A 15,352-nucleotide genomic window follows, 5' to 3' on the forward strand; every position below is an offset into this window, starting at 1 on the left:
GATGACGGAGCAACTTGATTTCTCCGCGCTCTGGCCGCACTGGCCGGAGCTGCTGGCGGGGCTGTGGGTCACCATTCAGCTAACGGTGCTGGCGACCGTGGGCGGTCTGGCGACAGGTATTTTCGGGGCGGCGATCCGCAGCGGACGCCCAACATGGTACAGCCGGATCTGGGGTGGTTACGTCGAGATCATCCGCAACACGCCGTTCGTGGTGCAGCTGTTTTTCATTGTCTTCGGCCTGCCGAATCTGGGGCTGAAGATGACCGCGGGGGAAGCGGCGCTGCTGGCGATGGTGGTGAACCTCGGTGCGTACAGCACCGAGATTATCCGTGCCGGCATCCAGGTGACGCCGAAAGGGCAATGGGAGGCCGGACGCGTGCTGGGGTTGACCCGCCTGCAGACATTTATTCGCGTGGTGCTGCCGCCCGCGCTGCAGCGCATTTACCCGGCGCTGGTGAGTCAGTGCATTATTGTAATGCTCGGCTCGTCGGTGGTGTCGCAGGTTTCGTATGAAGAGCTGACCTTTGCCGCCAACCTGATTCAGTCCAGAACGTTTTTGAGCTTTGAGGTCTATCTGGTGACAACCGGGATTTACTTAGCGCTGTCGATTACCCTGCGCCAGCTGATGATGGCCGCAGGACGCAAATGGCTGGGGGTACAGGCATGATGACCACCTTTACCGACTGGGACATTATTCGCAACCTGCTGCTGGCCGGGCGCTGGACGGTGCTGCTGTCGCTGGTGGCGTTTGTCGGCGGCGCGGTGGTGACGCTGCCGCTGTTGCTGCTGCGCCTGACGGGCGGACGCACGGTGAAGCGCATCATTCGTGGCTATATCGAGCTGTTTCAGGGCACGCCGCTGCTGATGCAGCTGTTCCTGGCCTTCTTCGGCGTGGCGCTGTTTGGTATTGACGTTTCGCCGTGGACCGCCGCCTCGCTGGCGCTCACGTTCTACACCAGCGCGTTTTTACTCGATATCTGGAACGGATGCATTCGCGCGCTGCCGAAGGGGCAGTGGGAGGCGTCTCGCTGCCTGGGGCTGACCTTTGGCCAGACGCTTTATCGGGTGGTTGCTCCGCAGGCGCTGCGGATTGCGATTGCCCCGACGGTCGGCTTTGCCGTGCAGGTGATCAAGGGTACCGCGCTGGCGTCGATTATCGGCTTTATCGAGCTCACCAAGGCCGGGACCATGCTGACCAACGTGACCTATCAGCCGTTTAAGGTCTTTGCGCTGGTGGCGCTGGGCTACTTTATTCTGTGTTATCCGCTGTCCCGCTACAGCCGCTATCTGGAGACGAAATTCAATGCCTCTCATCACCATTAATCAGGTGCAGAAGTACTACGGCGATAACCACGTGCTCAAGGGCGTCGATCTGGATATCGACATGGGCCAGGTGATTTCCATTATCGGGCGCAGCGGATCGGGCAAAAGCACGCTGTTGCGCTGCATTAACGGCCTGGAAGGCTATCAGGACGGCAGCATCAAGCTGGGCGGCATGACCATCACCGACCGGGACTCTCAGGCGCGTGAAATCAGCCGCTCGGTCGGGATGGTGTTCCAGAGCTTCAACCTGTTTCCGCACATGACGGCGCTGGAGAACGTCATGCTCGCCCCGCGCCGGGTACTGAAGAAAAGCGCCGCCGAATGCCGGGCGCTGGCGCAGCAGATGCTGGAGAAAGTCGGCCTTGGCGACCGTCTGGATTACTACCCGTCGAGCCTCTCCGGCGGCCAGCAGCAGCGCGTGGCGATTGCCCGGGCGCTGGCGATGTCGCCGAAAGTCTTGCTTTGTGACGAGATCACCTCCGCGCTCGACCCGGAACTGGTGGGCGAAGTGCTCAAAGTGCTCGAGCAGCTGGCGGCCGAAGGGATGACGCTTATTCTCGTGACCCATGAAATGAATTTCGCCCGCGAAGTGGGCGACCGCGTGGTGTTTATGCACCAGGGGAAAGTCTGGGAGCAGGGCGACAGCAAAACGCTGTTTGCCAACCCGCAGACCACCGAACTGAAGCAGTTCATCTCCTCCGTGCGCGGCCTCAACTGATAAGGACTGAACAATGGATATCGCACACTTTCCGCAAATCAACCCGCCGCAGCGCCTGCTGATGGGCCCGGGCCCGATCAACGCCGACCCGCGCGTGCTGCGCGCCATGTCGAGCCAGCTGATTGGCCAGTACGACCCGGCCATGACCCACTACATGAACGAGGTGATGGCGCTTTATCGCGGGGTGTTCCGTACAAAGAACCGCTGGACGATGCTGGTGGACGGCACCTCCCGCGCGGGGATTGAAGCGATTCTGGTCTCCGCCATTCGCCCCGGTGATAAAGTGCTGGTGCCGGTGTTTGGCCGCTTTGGTCACCTGCTGTGCGAAATCGCCCGCCGCTGTCGGGCAGAGGTGCATACCATCGAGGTGCCGTGGGGCGAGGTGTTTACCCCGGACCAGATAGAAGATGCGATTAAACGTATTCGTCCGCGCCTGCTGCTGACCGTACAGGGCGATACCTCTACCACCATGCTGCAGCCGCTCGCGGCGCTTGGCGAGATCTGCCGCCGTCACGATGTGCTGTTTTATACCGATGCCACCGCGTCGCTCGGCGGCAACGCGCTGGAGACCGACGTCTGGGGGCTGGACGCGGTGTCAGCCGGCATGCAGAAGTGTCTCGGCGGCCCGTCGGGCACGTCGCCGATCACCCTGAGCGCGCGGATGGAAGAGGCGATCCGCCGTCGCAAATGCGTTGAGGAGGGCATCCGTACCGACGCCCACCGCGACGGTGACGAGGAGATGATCTACTCCAACTACTTCGATCTCGGCATGGTGATGGACTACTGGGGGCCGGAGCGTCTGAACCATCACACCGAAGCGACCACCGCGCTGTTTGGCGCCCGCGAATGCGCGCGGCTGATCCTGCAGGAAGGGCTGGATAACGGTATCGCGCGTCATAAACTGCATGGTGACGCTTTGCTGAAGGGCATTCAGGCGATGGGGCTGGAGACCTTCGGCGACCTGAAGCACAAGATGAACAACGTGCTGGGGGTGGTGATCCCGCAGGGGATCAACGGCGACCAGGTGCGTAAGCTGATGCTGGAAGATTTCGGCATCGAAATCGGTACCTCGTTTGGTCCGCTGCACGGCAAGGTGTGGCGCATTGGCACCATGGGCTATAACGCACGCAAAGACTGCGTGATGACTACCCTGAGCGCGCTGGAGTCGGTGCTGAATTACCTGAAGTTCGCGACGACGCAGGGGGCGGCGATGCAGGCCGCGTGGGATCACTATCGCCGCGAGACGCCGCTGTGAGCCCGGCAGAACGGGTGATGGCACGTGCCGACGCGCTGGCCGCCATCAGCGAAACCCCGGACGGGCTGACGCGGGTGTATCTCTCCACGCAGCATCTGCAGGCCAACCAGCTTGTTGGAGAGTGGATGCGCCAGGCGGGCATGACCGTCTGGCAGGACAGCGTGGGCAATATCTGTGGACGCTATGAAGGCCAGCAGGAGGGGGCGCAGGCGGTGCTGCTTGGATCGCATCTGGATACCGTGCGCAACGCCGGGCGCTACGACGGCATGCTCGGGGTACTCACGGCCATTGAGGTGGTGGACAGCCTGCATCAGCAGGGAGAGCACCTGGCCCAGGCGATTGAGATTGTCGGCTTTGGTGACGAAGAGGGGACCCGTTTTGGCATCACCCTGCTGGGCAGCCGTGGTCTGACGGGAACCTGGCCGCAGGGCTGGCTGGAGACCTGCGATGCCCAGGGCATCAGCGTGGCGCAGGCGATGGTGCAGGCAGGACTCGACCCCACCCGCGTGGCGCTGGCGGCACGCCATCCGCACGATTTCAGCGCTTGTCTGGAGCTGCACATCGAACAGGGGCCGTGTCTGGAGCAGGAGGGGCTGGCGCTGGGCGTGGTGGAAGCCATCAACGGCGCGCGCCGCCTTAACTGCCGCTTCGCCGGCGAGGCCGGACACGCCGGTACTGTGCCGATGGCTCACCGTAAAGATGCCCTGGCCGCCGCCGCCGAATGGATGGTGCTGATTGAAAACACCACCCGGCAAGCCGGCGGCAATCTCGTGGCGACAGTGGGGGAGTTACGCTGTCTGCCCGGTGCGGTTAACGTCATTCCCGGCGAGGTTGCGCTCTCGCTGGATATTCGCGGCCCGCAGGATGTCCCGCTGGACGCGCTACTCGCTGAACTGCTGGCGCAGGCGCAGGCCATCGCTGCCCGTCGCGGGTTACGTTTTGGCGCCGAGGAGTTTTACCGGATCGCCGCCACGCCGTGCGATGCGCGTCTGCAGCATCTGCTGGGCGACGCCGTTGAATCGGTGCAGGGGCGTACCGTGTCCCTGCCCAGCGGCGCCGGGCACGACACCATCGCCCTGGCAGAGCGCTGGCCGGTGGGGATGCTGTTTGTGCGCTGCAGGGGCGGCGTCAGCCATCATCCGGCGGAATCGGTGATGGCTGAGGATGTCGCGCTGGCGATTGAGGCGTTTGGGCGGGCGGTGAGAGCGCTTGGTGCGATCTGATTGTTGCCCGGCAGCGCCACCCGGCAAGGAATCACATCACTCCAGCCCCAGCGTATATTGCGCGATTTTGAAGTAAATAATCAGCCCGGTACCGTCGATAAGCGTCGCGATAAACGGCGCGGAGACAACCGCCGGGTCAATGCCGCAGCGCTTGAGCACCATCGGGATCACGGACGAGACGATGGCGCTCCACAGCGTAATGCACACCAGCGTCAGGCTGACGATAAGCGTGATTTCCAGCCCAATACCCATCATCCAGGCCCGGATGCACCCGGCGAGGCCCAGCGTGGCGGCAATCATCAGCGAGGTGGTCATCTCTTTGCGCAGCACGCGTCCGACATCGCGCAGGTGCACCTCTCCCAGCGCCATGGCGCGCACCAGCGTGGAGGTGATCTGCGTTCCGCTGTTGCCACCTGTGCCAATCAGCAGCGGGATAAAGAACGCCAGCGCGATGGCGGACTCCAGCGCCTCTTCGAAATGCTGAATGACCGAGCTGGTGTAGGCTTCGGCGACAAACAGCAGCAGCAGCCAGACGGAGCGTTTTTTCCACAGATTAAAGGCGCTGGTTTCCAGATAGGGCTTCTCCAGCGGCAGCGTCGCCCCCTGAAGCTGGGCATCTTCGGTAACGTCATCTTCCAGCAGATGGGCGATTTCCCGTTCGGTCAGGCAGCCGACAAGCTTCCCGTGGGTGACCACGGGCACGACATCCGCGTCGCCGTGGGCCAGCAGTCCGGCAACGTCGGCACGCTCATCCTCCGGTTTGACCTGTAAAAATTGCGAAATCATCAGCGATTTCACCGGCTGTACCGTATCGGAAGTCTGCAGCAACTGGCGCACGGCAATCATCCCCGCCAGGCGGCCATGGTCTTCAATGAAAATATGCGACGGGATATCATCGTCTTTTAATTTTTCGAAGAATTGCTCGCGCGCCAGCGCCACGCATAATGAAATATCGAGGACGATAAAATCGGTATTCATATACTGCGCGATGGCGCTGTCATTGAATGTCGGGTTCTGGTTGTGAATAGCGTAAGACATAATGAATTCCCTTTGAATAATAAAAATCTCTCAGGGGCGAGCAAGACAGGGCATGTCGAAGAGGAGATCCCCACGTCCTGGGTTCAGCACTGTACACCGTATCCCGCGAGGGAAGTTATACTGACAAAGCCTTGATTCGACAGTGCCTGTTTTACCCTGTGCCGGTTCTCTCGAACCCACCAGAGCGATAACGTGTATTTGTACAGGAGCCTCGCCATAACGAGATCGTTGTATACCCGTCATACTTCAAGTTGCAGGTGCGTTGGCTGCACTCACTCACCCCAGTCACGTACTTGTGTACGCTCCCGGGGATTCGTTCCCTTGCCGCCTTCCTGCAACTCGAATTATTTAGGGTATAAAACGAGAGGGATAATACGCTTAATTAATTTTGCCGCTCAGGAATTTAAAAAATGTTTAAGAACGGTTTAGAAGAATCTTATTAATAAGACGTTGAGGGTTTATTTAAGTGAATTCATTTTAAATGAAGAATGATATTTACATCGGGGGAGGGTAAATGACGTGGCTTGATACTTTGCTGAATCACTTTGCGCTCTATCCGGCACATCTTTTCGCGCTGTTATTTATGATGGCGCTGAGTAAATCAACGGTGCTGATCTCCTCTGTGCTGCCACCTGCCTCGGTGATGCTGTTGACCGGCATTACCGTAAGTCAGGCGAGCATGCATCCGGCGCTGGCGTGGCTGGCCGTGGTGATGGGGGCAACGGTGGGTTCAGCGCTGAACTTCCATATCGGCCAACTGATGGGGCACACGCGATGGATAACCCGCCTCACCGCAAAACACGCCAGTAAATTTTTGCGGGTGCAACATCAGCTGCAGAAAAACGGCGTGCTGGTACTGTTCAGCGCGCGTTTCCTGGCGGTGCTGCGCTATATCGTACCGCTGGCGGCAGGCATGCTCAGGCTTAACGTGGTCAAGGTTTATGTGGTGAGCCTGCTCTCTGCCGCCGTCTGGGCGGCGCTGTATGTCGGCATTGTCACCGGCATCAGCGCCTTCTGAGTTACAAACTTCCCATCCCGCCGTCCACCAGCAGCTCCGTGCCTACCGTATAGCTGGACTCGTCGGAGGCCAGATAGAGCGCGGCTTTTGCCAGCTCCGTCGTGGAGCCCATTCTGCCCAGCGGCACAAGTTTGATGATCTCCGCCATCATCGCGTTAAGCGCTTCTTCGCTTAAGCCCGTTTTGTTAAAGGCCGGGGTTTCCACCGGACCGGGGCTCAGGCCGTTGACGCGGATCCCGCGCGGCAGCAGTTCTGCCGACAACGTGCGCGCCAGCGACAGCAGGGCGGCTTTGCTCGCGGCATATACGCTGCTGGTGGGCAGGCCGATGCGCGCGCTTACGGAGCCGCACAGGATCACGGAGGAGGGATTATTCAGCAGCGGCAGCAGTGCCTGAATTAAAAAGAACGGTCCCTTCAGGTTGATGCCCATCAGACGATCCCAGGCTTCTTCCTGCCACGCTTCCAGCGGCGCGTGCGTCACATCACCGGCGTTGAGAAATACCGCGTCCAGGCGTGGCCAGCGGGCGGCAAGGATCTCCGCCAGCGCTTTTTGCGAAGCAATATCTCCCGCATCGGTCGGGATCACCCAGGCGTTTTCACCCAGAATGCGCTCTGCTTCGGCGAGCGTGTCGGGATTGCGTCCGGTGACGGCGACGTGTGCGCCTTCGGCGATAAACGCCTGCGCGGTAGCAAGACCGATGCCGCTGGTGCCGCCGGTAATCAGCGTGTACTTATCGGTTAAACGACCCATTTTCTTCTCCTGAAATGTCTCTGGAGAAAACACTATAGAAACGTTAGTATCGAAAGGAAACAAGGTACCAAATGGATACTAACGAGGCAAGAGGTGTGCAATGGCAGAAAGTCTGGACGTGTGCTGCGAAAAAAAATCTGAGGTATATACCTGCCCGATGACGCAGTTCGTCAACCTGATTTCCGGTAAATGGGCGATCCCCATTCTCTATCGCCTGATTGTGTTCAATACGCCCGTTCGCTTTGGCGATCTGCTGCGCGCGGCTGCCCCGATTACGCAAAAAGAACTGACGAAGCAGCTTCGCCTGTTCGAGCAGCGCGGGCTGGTGACGCGTACGGTCTACCCTGAGATCCCGCCGCGGGTGGAGTACCAAATTACCGCGCTCGGGCTCACTCTGCAAAATGCACTCTCGCCGCTGGCCGCCTGGATGACTGAGTACGGCGACCAGCTGGAGCGTTAGGCTACTGTTTTACGTAGCGCGGGGCCGGAATACCGGTGCGCGCGCTGTTAAACAATTCCAGACGCGCCGTTTCGTAGCGATCCCACAGGCCAGCGTCATGCATCGGCGGGATGGTGATCAGTTCACCCTGATCCAGACCCGCCAGCGACGCATCCACCATATCTTCCGTGGTCATTACTGACCCTTCCGGCAGATCGTTAACCGTGACGCCGGAATGGCTCCAGATCTCCGTCGCCGTGGCGGCAGGCAACACCGCCTGAATGCGCAGGTTGCTGTCGGCAAACTCTTCCTGCAGCCCGCGGGTAAAGCTGAGCACCCACGCCTTGGTGGCGCTGTAGAGCGCGCTGCCCGCCCGCACGTGCAGGGCCAGCACGGACGCGATGTTGACAAGCGTGCCGCGGTTATTCTCTGCCAGGCGCGGCAGAATGGCATACGTTAAGCGCATCAGCGCCGTGGTGTTCAGGGTGTTAATGGCCTGATGCCGGGCCACATCACCCGCGAGGAACGGGGCCATCTGTGCGGTGCCCGCGTTGTTAATCAGCGTATCGATGGCGGTGTTGCTGCGCAGTGCTTCTTCCACGGCGCGGATCCCGGCTTCCTCCGTGAGATCGGCCACCAGAACCTCGACCGCAACGTCATAGCGTTCGCGCAGTTCACTGGCCAGCGCCTGCAGTCGTTCCTCACGCCGGGCGACCAGCACCAGATTAAGGCCGCGAGCGGCAAGGCGATCGGCATAGACAGCACCAATTCCGGAAGAGGCACCTGTTACCAGGGCGGTAGAGCGTGGCGTAGTCATCGTGTGTTACCTCAAAGCAAAGTGGGTTATTTGGTTTCAACATGAAACTTAATCCACTCTCTGCTATTTGGTTTTATAATGCAACCAAATTGGTGGGCATTTTGTGCTTTTGCTGGCGGGAGCGATCAGGAGGGGAGTTTGGCCACAATCTGCTCAGGGGTCAGTTCGCGACCGTCGTCGGCGATAAGCGCCAGTTTTCGCAGGGGTTTGCGCTTTTCGCTATCGACAAGGACCGTGCCGCATTCGTGTTCAGCAAATAAATATTCATTGCCCCACTGTGACAGGGCAACCAGAACCGTCTGCAGGGCGCGTCCCTTCTCGGTCAGGACATACTCCTGCCAGGCGCTGCCGTCGGAGGCGGGCTGAAGCCGAAGGATACCTTCGTCAACCAGCAGCTTAAGCCGCGTGGTCAGCATGTTTTTCGCAATTCCGAGGCTTTTCTGAAACTCGCCAAAGCGCGTAACCCCGCGGAGCGCGTCGCGAACAATCAGCAGCGACCACCAGTCACCGATGATATCCAGCGAACGGGCGACGGGGCAGGGGCTCTCTTCAAGACGGGTACGTTTCACAGCACATTCTCCGGTGGGGTATGGTTTTATTATAAAACTAATCGACGCTCACCGTAAGCGTGTTAATCATCAGTTTGAGAAATGCTTCCCGGAAAATTGTCACGGTTCTGTCACACTGAACGCGACATTTTAAAACGAGTGAGGAATTAGGGATGAGAAAAGCACTACTCGCGCTGGCAGTCGCCGGTTCCATTTCAGCAACGTTTGGCGTGCAGGCGCAAGAGACGCCGGAAGGGTATCAGCTGGAGCAAGTTTTAATCATGAGTCGTCATAACCTGCGCGCTCCGCTTGCCAACAACGGCAGCGTGCTGGAGCAGTCGACGCCAAAGCAGTGGCCTGAGTGGGAAGTGCCGGGTGGTCAGCTCACCACCAAAGGCGGCGTGCTGGAAGTCTATATGGGTCATTATATGCGCGAGTGGCTGGCACAGCAGGGGATGATCAAGACCGGCGAGTGCCCGCCAGCGGATGCGGTGTATGCCTATGCCAACAGCCTGCAGCGTACCGTCGCCACCGCGCAGTTCTTTATCACCGGCGCCTTCCCGGGCTGTGATGTGCCTGTTCATCATCAGGAAAAAATGGGCACCATGGACCCGACCTTTAACCCGGTGATTACCGATAACTCCCCTGAATTCCGCGACAAAGCGCTGAAGGCGATGGAGGCCGAGCGGCAGAAAATGCAGCTTGCGGAAAGCTACAAGCTGCTGGAGCAGATGACGAACTACGCTGAGTCGCCGTCGTGCAAAGAGAAAAAGGTCTGCTCGCTGGCGGATGCGAAAGATACCTTCAGCGCTGATTACGAAAAAGAGCCTGGCGTTTCCGGGCCGCTGAAGGTGGGTAACTCGCTGGTTGACGCATTTACGCTGCAGTATTACGAAGGTTTCCCGGCGGACCAGGTGGCCTGGGGAGAGATCAAAACCGACCAGCAGTGGCGCGTACTGTCGAAGCTGAAAAACGGTTATCAGGACTCGCTGTTTACCTCTACCGAGGTGGCGCAAAACGTCGCCAAACCGCTGGTGAAATACATCGATAAAACCCTGGTCACCGAACAGGCGAAAGCGCCGAAAATCACCCTGCTGGTGGGGCATGATTCAAACATCGCTTCCTTGCTCACGGCGCTGGATTTCAAACCGTACCAGCTGCACGACCAGCAGGAACGCACCCCGATTGGCGGCAAAATTGTCTTCCAGCGCTGGCATGACAAAAACAGCAACCAGGAATTGATGAAAATTGAGTATGTTTATCAGAGCTCGGAGCAGCTGCGTAACGCCAGCGTGCTGTCGCTACAATCTCCGGCGCAGCGCGTGACGCTTGAGCTTAAGGGCTGTCCGGTCGATGCGAACGGCTTCTGTCCTGTCGACAAATTCAATGCGGTGATGAACAACGCGGCAAAATAGAGGATAACCCCCCGCATGGCGGGGGGAAACGTTCAGACGTTTTTACGTTCGATGGTTTGCTCACCCCAGAAGAGCGAGTCTTTGTCCGTTTTTTCGAAGGCGCGCACCAGCACTTCATCGTTGCCTTCTTCCCAAATCTGCTCTGCCAGTTTTTCGTCATACTTCGCGACTTCAAAAATGGCTTCGGCGATCTCCGGCGAGGTATTGCGTAAACTTGCCCATTCACCCACGTGGTGAGCTTTTGATTCTTGCGTTGGCATGCTTGTCCTCCTGTTGGGTTAGCCGTTCAGTTTTTTGGCGAGACCCGCGACGTATTCACCCTGGTAACGGGCGATAGCGAGCTCTTCATTGCTCGGCTGTCGGGAGCCATCGCCGCCGGCAATGGTGGTTGCGCCGTACGGCGTACCGCCACGTACCTGAGAAATATCAAATAACTCCTGTGCCCCGTAGCCAATCGGCACAATCACCATCCCGTGATGAGCAAGGGTAGTCCAGGTTGAGGTAATCGTCTGTTCCTGGCCGCCGCCGGTCCCGGTGGAGCTGAAGACGCTGGCGAGCTTGCCGTATAACGCGCCTGATGCCCACAGGCCGCCCGTCTGATCGAGGAAGGTACGCATCTGGCCGGACATATTGCCAAAGCGGGTCGGGGTGCCAAAGATGATGGCATCGTAATCAGCCAGTTCCTGCGGGGTGGCCACCGGGGCATTTTGTGTTTTACCCCCGGCTTTTGCGAATGCTTCTGCCTGCATGGTTTCCGGTACGCGTTTCACCACAACCTCAACGCCGTCCACCTTGTTTGCACCCTCTGCTACCGCGTGAGCCATGGTTTCAATGTGTCCATACATGGAATAATAGAGCACCAGAACTTTTGCCATTTTGCATCACTCCTCGTTTGTTTTCTCTGACAGCGGATCGCTGCGCTCTTTTAAAGATATGTCATCACAGCCAGACTGCAAAAATGAACGCCATTTATTTGATTTATAACAATATGGGTCTGAAAATGGCTTTGTAGCAAAATGATACAACTTTCCCGCTGCCGATTTTTAAAATGATAAGAAAGGCTTATGGATTACCGCCGCGTCATCTCACCCGAAAGACTGGGATCATGTTGCAGGATATTACCTTCGACTTGCCGGATAACCTCATTCCACTAAGCTTAGTTTCACGCGGCACAGATAAAGGCGTTGTCCTTGGGCCGCGAGGTGAAAGAATCCTCTTTTACTGAATGCAATATGATGTCTAATGTTTCACACTCTGGAGGTTAGAGATGGCAAACCATCGTGGTGGTTCAGGTAATTTCGCAGAAGACCGTGAAAGAGCATCAGAAGCAGGCCGTAAAGGTGGCCAGCATAGCGGGGGTAATTTTAAAAATGACCCTCAGCGCGCATCTGAGGCTGGCAAAAAAGGGGGTAAAAACAGCCATGGCGGCAATAAGTAAGTCGCCGGGTTGATCTCCCTGCCGCCGGGGCTTCCCGGCGGTTTTTTTATTTCTGCAACATTGAACTGTAACCAAAGGCAACGCACACTAGGGAATTGTTCTTCATTGCGAGTGCCGCATGTCTGTCTCACGTTTCAAATTTTCCGTTAAACCGCAGGAAGCCATCCTTATTCTCATCACCATGTTCTGGGGCGGGACGTTTCTGGCCGTCCAGTACGCGGTGACCCTTAGCGATCCGTTCTTTTTTGTTGGCCTGCGCTTTGCGACGGCGGCGATTGCCGTGGGGCTCTGCTCGCTTAACACGCTGCGGGGTCTGACGTTGAAAGAGCTTAAGGCCGGGGTGGCGATTGGGGTGGCGATAGCGATGGGCTATAGCCTGCAGACGTGGGGATTGCAGACCATCTCCAGCAGTAAATCCGCATTTATTACCGCCATGTATGTGCCGCTGGTGCCGCTACTGCAGTGGCTGTGCCTGGGGCGACTGCCGGGGCTGATGTCCTGCATCGGGATCGTGCTGGCGTTTATCGGTCTTATTTTGCTGGCCGGGCCGGAAAACAACTTGCTGGCGCTGGGGACGGGGGAGATCATTACCCTGATCGGGGCAATTGCCATTGCGGCGGAAATTATTCTGATTAGCGCCTGGGCGGGGAAGGTCGACGTCAAGCGCGTGACGGTAGTGCAGCTCGCCACCGCGTCGCTGGTGGCATTTGCGACGATGGTACCGGCTGGGGAGTCGGTACCGCCAATGTCCACCGGCCTTGTCGTGGTGGCGCTGGGGCTGGGCATTTTCAGCGCCATTATTCAGGTGACTATGAACTGGGCGCAGCGCAGCGTGTCGCCGACCCGTGCGACGGTGATCTATACCGGGGAACCGGTCTGGGCAGGGATTTTTGGCCGGCTTGCGGGCGAGCGTTTGCCGCTGCTGGCCCTGGTGGGCGCAGCGTTTATCGTCGCCGGGGTGCTGGTGAGTGAATTAAAGCTAAAAAAACGTCGCCGTGAGGTGAGCGATGTGACGGCTGAAGAAGGTTTAGATTGAAAAAAAGGACGGATGTCTCTACGATATGTACGGATAAACACCGTACACGATAAAGTCAATTATGCCAGCACTTAAAAAACAGCGTATCGATCTTCGCCTGACGGACGAAGACAAAACAATGATTGAAGAGGCGGCGGCGATGACGAACCAAACGATCACCCAGTTTATGGTGAACAGTGCGTCTGAACGTGCTGCAGAGGTCATCGAACAGCATCGGCGTCTCGTCTTAAACGAAACATCATGGAATGCCGTGATGAACGCCATCGACAATCCGCCAGAGCCAAATGAACGCCTGAAGCGAGCGGCAAAACGTCTTCGAAACATGGAGTGAAGCGTCGTGGAAAATCTCACGATCGAAATGTTTTCAGAGGGAGAAGAGTATGATTTCAGGAATTTCGATTGTGGTGAACCCTCGCTAAATTCCTTCCTGGTAGACCATCTGGTGCGTCAGCACACTGGGCGTATTTTACGCGGCTATCTGCTTAAAGATCGCGACCATCCTCGTGTCCTCGGCTATTACACGCTGTCCGGAAGTTGCTTTGAAAAAGCGATGCTTCCTTCTAAGACTCAGCAGCGTCGGATCCCTTATATCAACGTACCGAGCGTGACGCTGGGGCGTCTGGCTGTCCATAAAGACCTGCAGGGACGCGAGTGGGGAACAACACTCGTTACGCATGCTATGCGCGTGGTTTACCTGGCATCGCAGGCGGTAGGCGTACATGGACTCTTTGTCGATGCGATTAACGAACAGGCTAAACGGTTTTATCTGAAGCTGGGCTTTATCCCTCTGACGGGTGAAAACAGTCATTCGCTTTTTTATCCCACCAAATCTATTGAACGCCTGTTTGAAGAAGAGTAGACCTGCGTCCTGAAAGTATGAGGGGGCGTTTTTTGCGCCCCTCACCCTAACCCTCTCCCCGAAGGGGCGAGGGGACTGGCTGGTGCGGTCTGTAAGACCAGCACAGGTCTGCATTTCTCCCTCTCTCCTTCGGGGTGACTTATCACGAATCCTGATGCACGACCTCGCCCTGCGGCGCGGCCGCTTCCCGCCGGTTCAGCAGGGCGTTAAGCAGAATGGCGCCAAAGGTCGCCGTACCAATCCCGCCAATCGTGAATCCGCCCAGCGTCAGGGCGAAATCCCCCGCGCCCAGCACCAGTGTGACGGCCACCATAATCAGGTTGCTGTTCTGGCTGAGATCGACGCGATGCTGCACCCAGATGCGTGCTCCCGCCACGGCGATCAGCCCGAAGACCACAATCGATGCGCCGCCAATAACCGGTGACGGAATGGTGTGGATCAGCGCGCCGAATTTCGGTGAGAAGCCAAGCAGTATCGCCATCACTGCCGCCGCCACGAACACCAGCGTCGAGTAGACTTTGGTCACCGCCATCACGCCGATATTTTCGGCATAGGTGGTGACGCCGCTGCCGCCCACGGAACCGGAGAGCATGGTTGCCAGCCCGTCGCCGACGAACGCACGGCCCATATACGGATCCATACTGCGTCCGGTCATGCCCGCCACGGCCTTCAGATGACCCAGGTTCTCCGCCACCAGGATCACCGCCACGGGGGCGATAAGCATCATCGCCTGGCTGTTGAAGGCTGGCGATGTGATTTGCGGCAGACCGAACCAGGCGGCCTGATGGAGCAACGTGAAATCGACAGGTTTGCCGAGACCAAAGACATTTGCCAGCAGTGCGTAGAAAAGACAGGCCACAATCAGCCCAACCAGAATCAGCAGGCGCTGGACCATACCGCGGGTAAATACCGCTACCAGGCCAATACACAGCACGGTGATCACCGCCATCCAGCTCTCAAACGGCGAGGCGGAGACGCTCCTGACCGCAATCGGCGCGAGATTCAGGCCGATTGCCATCACCACTGCACCGGTCACGACGGGGGGCATCATGCGTTCGATCCAGCGCGTACCGATCTTCATCACCACCAGACCAATCAGGGTGTACACCAGACCGCAGGCGATGATGCCCCCGAGGGCCACGCTCAGGTTAGGGTTGATCCCCTGGCCGTTAAACCCGGTGGTGGCGATGACCACCCCCACAAAGGCGGCGCTGGAACCCAGATAGCTGGGCACGCGCCCGCCGGTGACAAAAAAGAACAGCAGCGTACCGATTCCCGACATCAGAATAGAGAGGTTGGGATCCAGCCCCATCAGCATCGGCATCAGCACCGTGGCGCCAAACATGGCAACCGCGTGCTGGACGCCCATTACCAGGGTTTGCCCGAGCGGGAGCCGTTCATCCGGCGCGACCACGCCGGCGTCTGTGGAGGTCGATTTCAACTGCCAGTGGGGAAATCCGAACATGGTCTGTCT

At 58.2% G+C, this 15,352-nt stretch carries 19 protein-coding genes and 1 riboswitch; of the genes, 12 read left to right on the forward strand and 7 right to left on the reverse strand.

The features are described from left to right. The first annotated feature begins 1 nt into the window (after position 1). Genes SP99_RS07960 through hpxK form a run of 5 tightly spaced genes read left to right on the forward strand, consistent with a single transcriptional unit; the run spans position 2 to position 4,519 of the window. Complete coding sequence (locus SP99_RS07960) at positions 2–667, forward strand: amino acid ABC transporter permease (protein ID WP_025755908.1); 666 nt, start codon at positions 2–4, stop codon at positions 665–667. After that, positions 667–1,323: an amino acid ABC transporter permease gene (locus SP99_RS07965; protein WP_047959788.1), complete on the forward strand. Its 657-nt coding sequence runs from the start codon at positions 667–669 to the stop codon at positions 1,321–1,323. Before SP99_RS07960 ends, SP99_RS07965 begins: the two co-directional genes overlap by 1 nt. After that, entirely contained in the window at positions 1,304–2,041 is a 738-nt protein-coding gene (locus tag SP99_RS07970; protein WP_023327069.1) for an amino acid ABC transporter ATP-binding protein, read from the forward strand. Before SP99_RS07965 ends, SP99_RS07970 begins: the two co-directional genes overlap by 20 nt. 13 nt (positions 2,042–2,054) lie before the next feature. Then, complete coding sequence (locus tag SP99_RS07975; RefSeq protein ID WP_047958228.1) at positions 2,055–3,296, forward strand: pyridoxal-phosphate-dependent aminotransferase family protein; 1,242 nt, start codon at positions 2,055–2,057, stop codon at positions 3,294–3,296. A gap of 17 nt (positions 3,297–3,313) precedes the next feature. Next, positions 3,314–4,519 carry an allantoate amidohydrolase gene (hpxK, locus tag SP99_RS07980; RefSeq protein ID WP_231584275.1) on the forward strand — a complete coding sequence of 402 codons (1,206 nt, stop codon included), beginning with the start codon at positions 3,314–3,316 and terminating at the stop codon, positions 4,517–4,519. 36 nt (positions 4,520–4,555) lie between these two features. Here hpxK and SP99_RS07985 read toward each other — a convergent pair whose 3' ends face one another. Further along, positions 4,556–5,557 (reverse strand): magnesium transporter, encoded by a 1,002-nt coding sequence (locus tag SP99_RS07985; protein WP_047958230.1) that lies wholly within the window; start codon positions 5,555–5,557, stop codon positions 4,556–4,558. 61 nt (positions 5,558–5,618) lie between these two features. Then, a riboswitch (M-box (ykoK) riboswitch) is annotated at positions 5,619–5,788 on the reverse strand. Between the two features lie 283 nt (positions 5,789–6,071). On the opposite strand from SP99_RS07985, the gene SP99_RS07990 reads away from it, so the two are divergent. Beyond that, positions 6,072–6,575, forward strand: coding sequence for a DedA family protein (locus SP99_RS07990; protein ID WP_047958231.1), 504 nt, complete (start codon positions 6,072–6,074; stop codon positions 6,573–6,575). Between the two features lies 1 nt (position 6,576). On the opposite strand, the gene SP99_RS07995 is transcribed toward SP99_RS07990, so the two are convergent. Next, entirely contained in the window at positions 6,577–7,326 is a 750-nt protein-coding gene (locus SP99_RS07995; RefSeq protein WP_047958232.1) for an SDR family oxidoreductase, read from the reverse strand. 100 nt (positions 7,327–7,426) lie between these two features. Here SP99_RS07995 and SP99_RS08000 point away from each other — a divergent pair, with 100 nt between their 5' ends. Then, positions 7,427–7,786, forward strand: coding sequence for a winged helix-turn-helix transcriptional regulator (locus SP99_RS08000; RefSeq protein WP_047958233.1), 360 nt, complete (start codon positions 7,427–7,429; stop codon positions 7,784–7,786). Position 7,787: 1 nt separating this feature from the next. Here SP99_RS08000 and SP99_RS08005 read toward each other — a convergent pair whose 3' ends face one another. Beyond that, positions 7,788–8,582, reverse strand: a complete 795-nt coding sequence (locus tag SP99_RS08005; RefSeq protein WP_047958234.1) for an SDR family NAD(P)-dependent oxidoreductase — start codon at positions 8,580–8,582, stop codon at positions 7,788–7,790. Positions 8,583–8,707: 125 nt separating this feature from the next. Then, positions 8,708–9,151 carry a winged helix-turn-helix transcriptional regulator gene (locus tag SP99_RS08010; protein ID WP_047958235.1) on the reverse strand — a complete coding sequence of 148 codons (444 nt, stop codon included), beginning with the start codon at positions 9,149–9,151 and terminating at the stop codon, positions 8,708–8,710. Positions 9,152–9,303: 152 nt separating this feature from the next. Between SP99_RS08010 and agp the strand changes: the two genes are divergently transcribed. Next, on the forward strand, positions 9,304–10,545 hold the full coding sequence (agp, locus tag SP99_RS08015) for a bifunctional glucose-1-phosphatase/inositol phosphatase (RefSeq protein ID WP_047958236.1): 1,242 nt from the start codon (positions 9,304–9,306) through the stop codon (positions 10,543–10,545). 32 nt (positions 10,546–10,577) lie between these two features. On the opposite strand, the gene SP99_RS08020 is transcribed toward agp, so the two are convergent. Further along, the gene (locus SP99_RS08020; RefSeq protein ID WP_008499832.1) at positions 10,578–10,805 is read right to left on the reverse strand and encodes a YccJ family protein; all 228 of its coding nucleotides are present in this window, start codon (positions 10,803–10,805) and stop codon (positions 10,578–10,580) included. An 18-nt stretch (positions 10,806–10,823) separates the two neighbouring features. Then, the gene (gene wrbA, locus SP99_RS08025; protein ID WP_025755888.1) at positions 10,824–11,420 is read right to left on the reverse strand and encodes an NAD(P)H:quinone oxidoreductase; all 597 of its coding nucleotides are present in this window, start codon (positions 11,418–11,420) and stop codon (positions 10,824–10,826) included. A gap of 392 nt (positions 11,421–11,812) precedes the next feature. Here wrbA and SP99_RS08030 point away from each other — a divergent pair, with 392 nt between their 5' ends. The 4 genes from SP99_RS08030 (at position 11,813) to SP99_RS08045 (ending at position 13,878) form a co-directional block, all read left to right on the forward strand. Further along, positions 11,813–11,983, forward strand: a complete 171-nt coding sequence (locus tag SP99_RS08030) for a con-10 family general stress protein (RefSeq protein WP_013097201.1) — start codon at positions 11,813–11,815, stop codon at positions 11,981–11,983. A gap of 118 nt (positions 11,984–12,101) precedes the next feature. Continuing rightward, positions 12,102–13,019 (forward strand): DMT family transporter, encoded by a 918-nt coding sequence (locus tag SP99_RS08035; RefSeq protein WP_025755886.1) that lies wholly within the window; start codon positions 12,102–12,104, stop codon positions 13,017–13,019. A gap of 61 nt (positions 13,020–13,080) precedes the next feature. Further along, positions 13,081–13,350 (forward strand): type II toxin-antitoxin system TacA family antitoxin, encoded by a 270-nt coding sequence (locus SP99_RS08040; RefSeq protein WP_025755885.1) that lies wholly within the window; start codon positions 13,081–13,083, stop codon positions 13,348–13,350. Between the two features lie 6 nt (positions 13,351–13,356). Beyond that, on the forward strand, positions 13,357–13,878 hold the full coding sequence (locus tag SP99_RS08045) for a GNAT family N-acetyltransferase (RefSeq protein ID WP_047958237.1): 522 nt from the start codon (positions 13,357–13,359) through the stop codon (positions 13,876–13,878). 142 nt (positions 13,879–14,020) lie between these two features. Here the strand turns inward: SP99_RS08045 and rutG are convergent, their stop codons facing one another. After that, entirely contained in the window at positions 14,021–15,343 is a 1,323-nt protein-coding gene (gene rutG / locus SP99_RS08050; RefSeq protein WP_047958238.1) for a pyrimidine utilization transport protein G, read from the reverse strand. Positions 15,344–15,352: the final 9 nt, after the last annotated feature.

Origin of the sequence: Enterobacter sp. BIDMC92 (genome assembly GCF_001030225.1) — a bacterium.
Classification (GTDB): domain Bacteria; phylum Pseudomonadota; class Gammaproteobacteria; order Enterobacterales; family Enterobacteriaceae; genus Enterobacter; species Enterobacter sichuanensis.

What these genes read in the sequence shown, in the direction of transcription:
- hpxK (WP_231584275.1), top strand. Translation starts at nt 3,314, where the DNA reads ATGGCACGTGCCGACGCGCTGGCCGCCATCAGCGAAACCCCGGACGGG.
- SP99_RS07970 (WP_023327069.1), top strand. Translation starts at nt 1,304, where the DNA reads ATGCCTCTCATCACCATTAATCAGGTGCAGAAGTACTACGGCGATAAC.
- SP99_RS08005 (WP_047958234.1), bottom strand. Translation starts at nt 8,582, where the DNA reads ATGACTACGCCACGCTCTACCGCCCTGGTAACAGGTGCCTCTTCCGGA.
- SP99_RS08035 (WP_025755886.1), top strand. Translation starts at nt 12,102, where the DNA reads ATGTCTGTCTCACGTTTCAAATTTTCCGTTAAACCGCAGGAAGCCATC.
- SP99_RS07985 (WP_047958230.1), bottom strand. Translation starts at nt 5,557, where the DNA reads ATGTCTTACGCTATTCACAACCAGAACCCGACATTCAATGACAGCGCC.
- agp (WP_047958236.1), top strand. Translation starts at nt 9,304, where the DNA reads ATGAGAAAAGCACTACTCGCGCTGGCAGTCGCCGGTTCCATTTCAGCA.
- SP99_RS07995 (WP_047958232.1), bottom strand. Translation starts at nt 7,326, where the DNA reads ATGGGTCGTTTAACCGATAAGTACACGCTGATTACCGGCGGCACCAGC.
- rutG (WP_047958238.1), bottom strand. Translation starts at nt 15,343, where the DNA reads ATGTTCGGATTTCCCCACTGGCAGTTGAAATCGACCTCCACAGACGCC.
- SP99_RS08000 (WP_047958233.1), top strand. Translation starts at nt 7,427, where the DNA reads ATGGCAGAAAGTCTGGACGTGTGCTGCGAAAAAAAATCTGAGGTATAT.
- SP99_RS07965 (WP_047959788.1), top strand. Translation starts at nt 667, where the DNA reads ATGACCACCTTTACCGACTGGGACATTATTCGCAACCTGCTGCTGGCC.
- SP99_RS07960 (WP_025755908.1), top strand. Translation starts at nt 2, where the DNA reads ATGACGGAGCAACTTGATTTCTCCGCGCTCTGGCCGCACTGGCCGGAG.
- SP99_RS07975 (WP_047958228.1), top strand. Translation starts at nt 2,055, where the DNA reads ATGGATATCGCACACTTTCCGCAAATCAACCCGCCGCAGCGCCTGCTG.
- SP99_RS08030 (WP_013097201.1), top strand. Translation starts at nt 11,813, where the DNA reads ATGGCAAACCATCGTGGTGGTTCAGGTAATTTCGCAGAAGACCGTGAA.
- SP99_RS07990 (WP_047958231.1), top strand. Translation starts at nt 6,072, where the DNA reads ATGACGTGGCTTGATACTTTGCTGAATCACTTTGCGCTCTATCCGGCA.
- SP99_RS08040 (WP_025755885.1), top strand. Translation starts at nt 13,081, where the DNA reads ATGCCAGCACTTAAAAAACAGCGTATCGATCTTCGCCTGACGGACGAA.
- SP99_RS08020 (WP_008499832.1), bottom strand. Translation starts at nt 10,805, where the DNA reads ATGCCAACGCAAGAATCAAAAGCTCACCACGTGGGTGAATGGGCAAGT.
- wrbA (WP_025755888.1), bottom strand. Translation starts at nt 11,420, where the DNA reads ATGGCAAAAGTTCTGGTGCTCTATTATTCCATGTATGGACACATTGAA.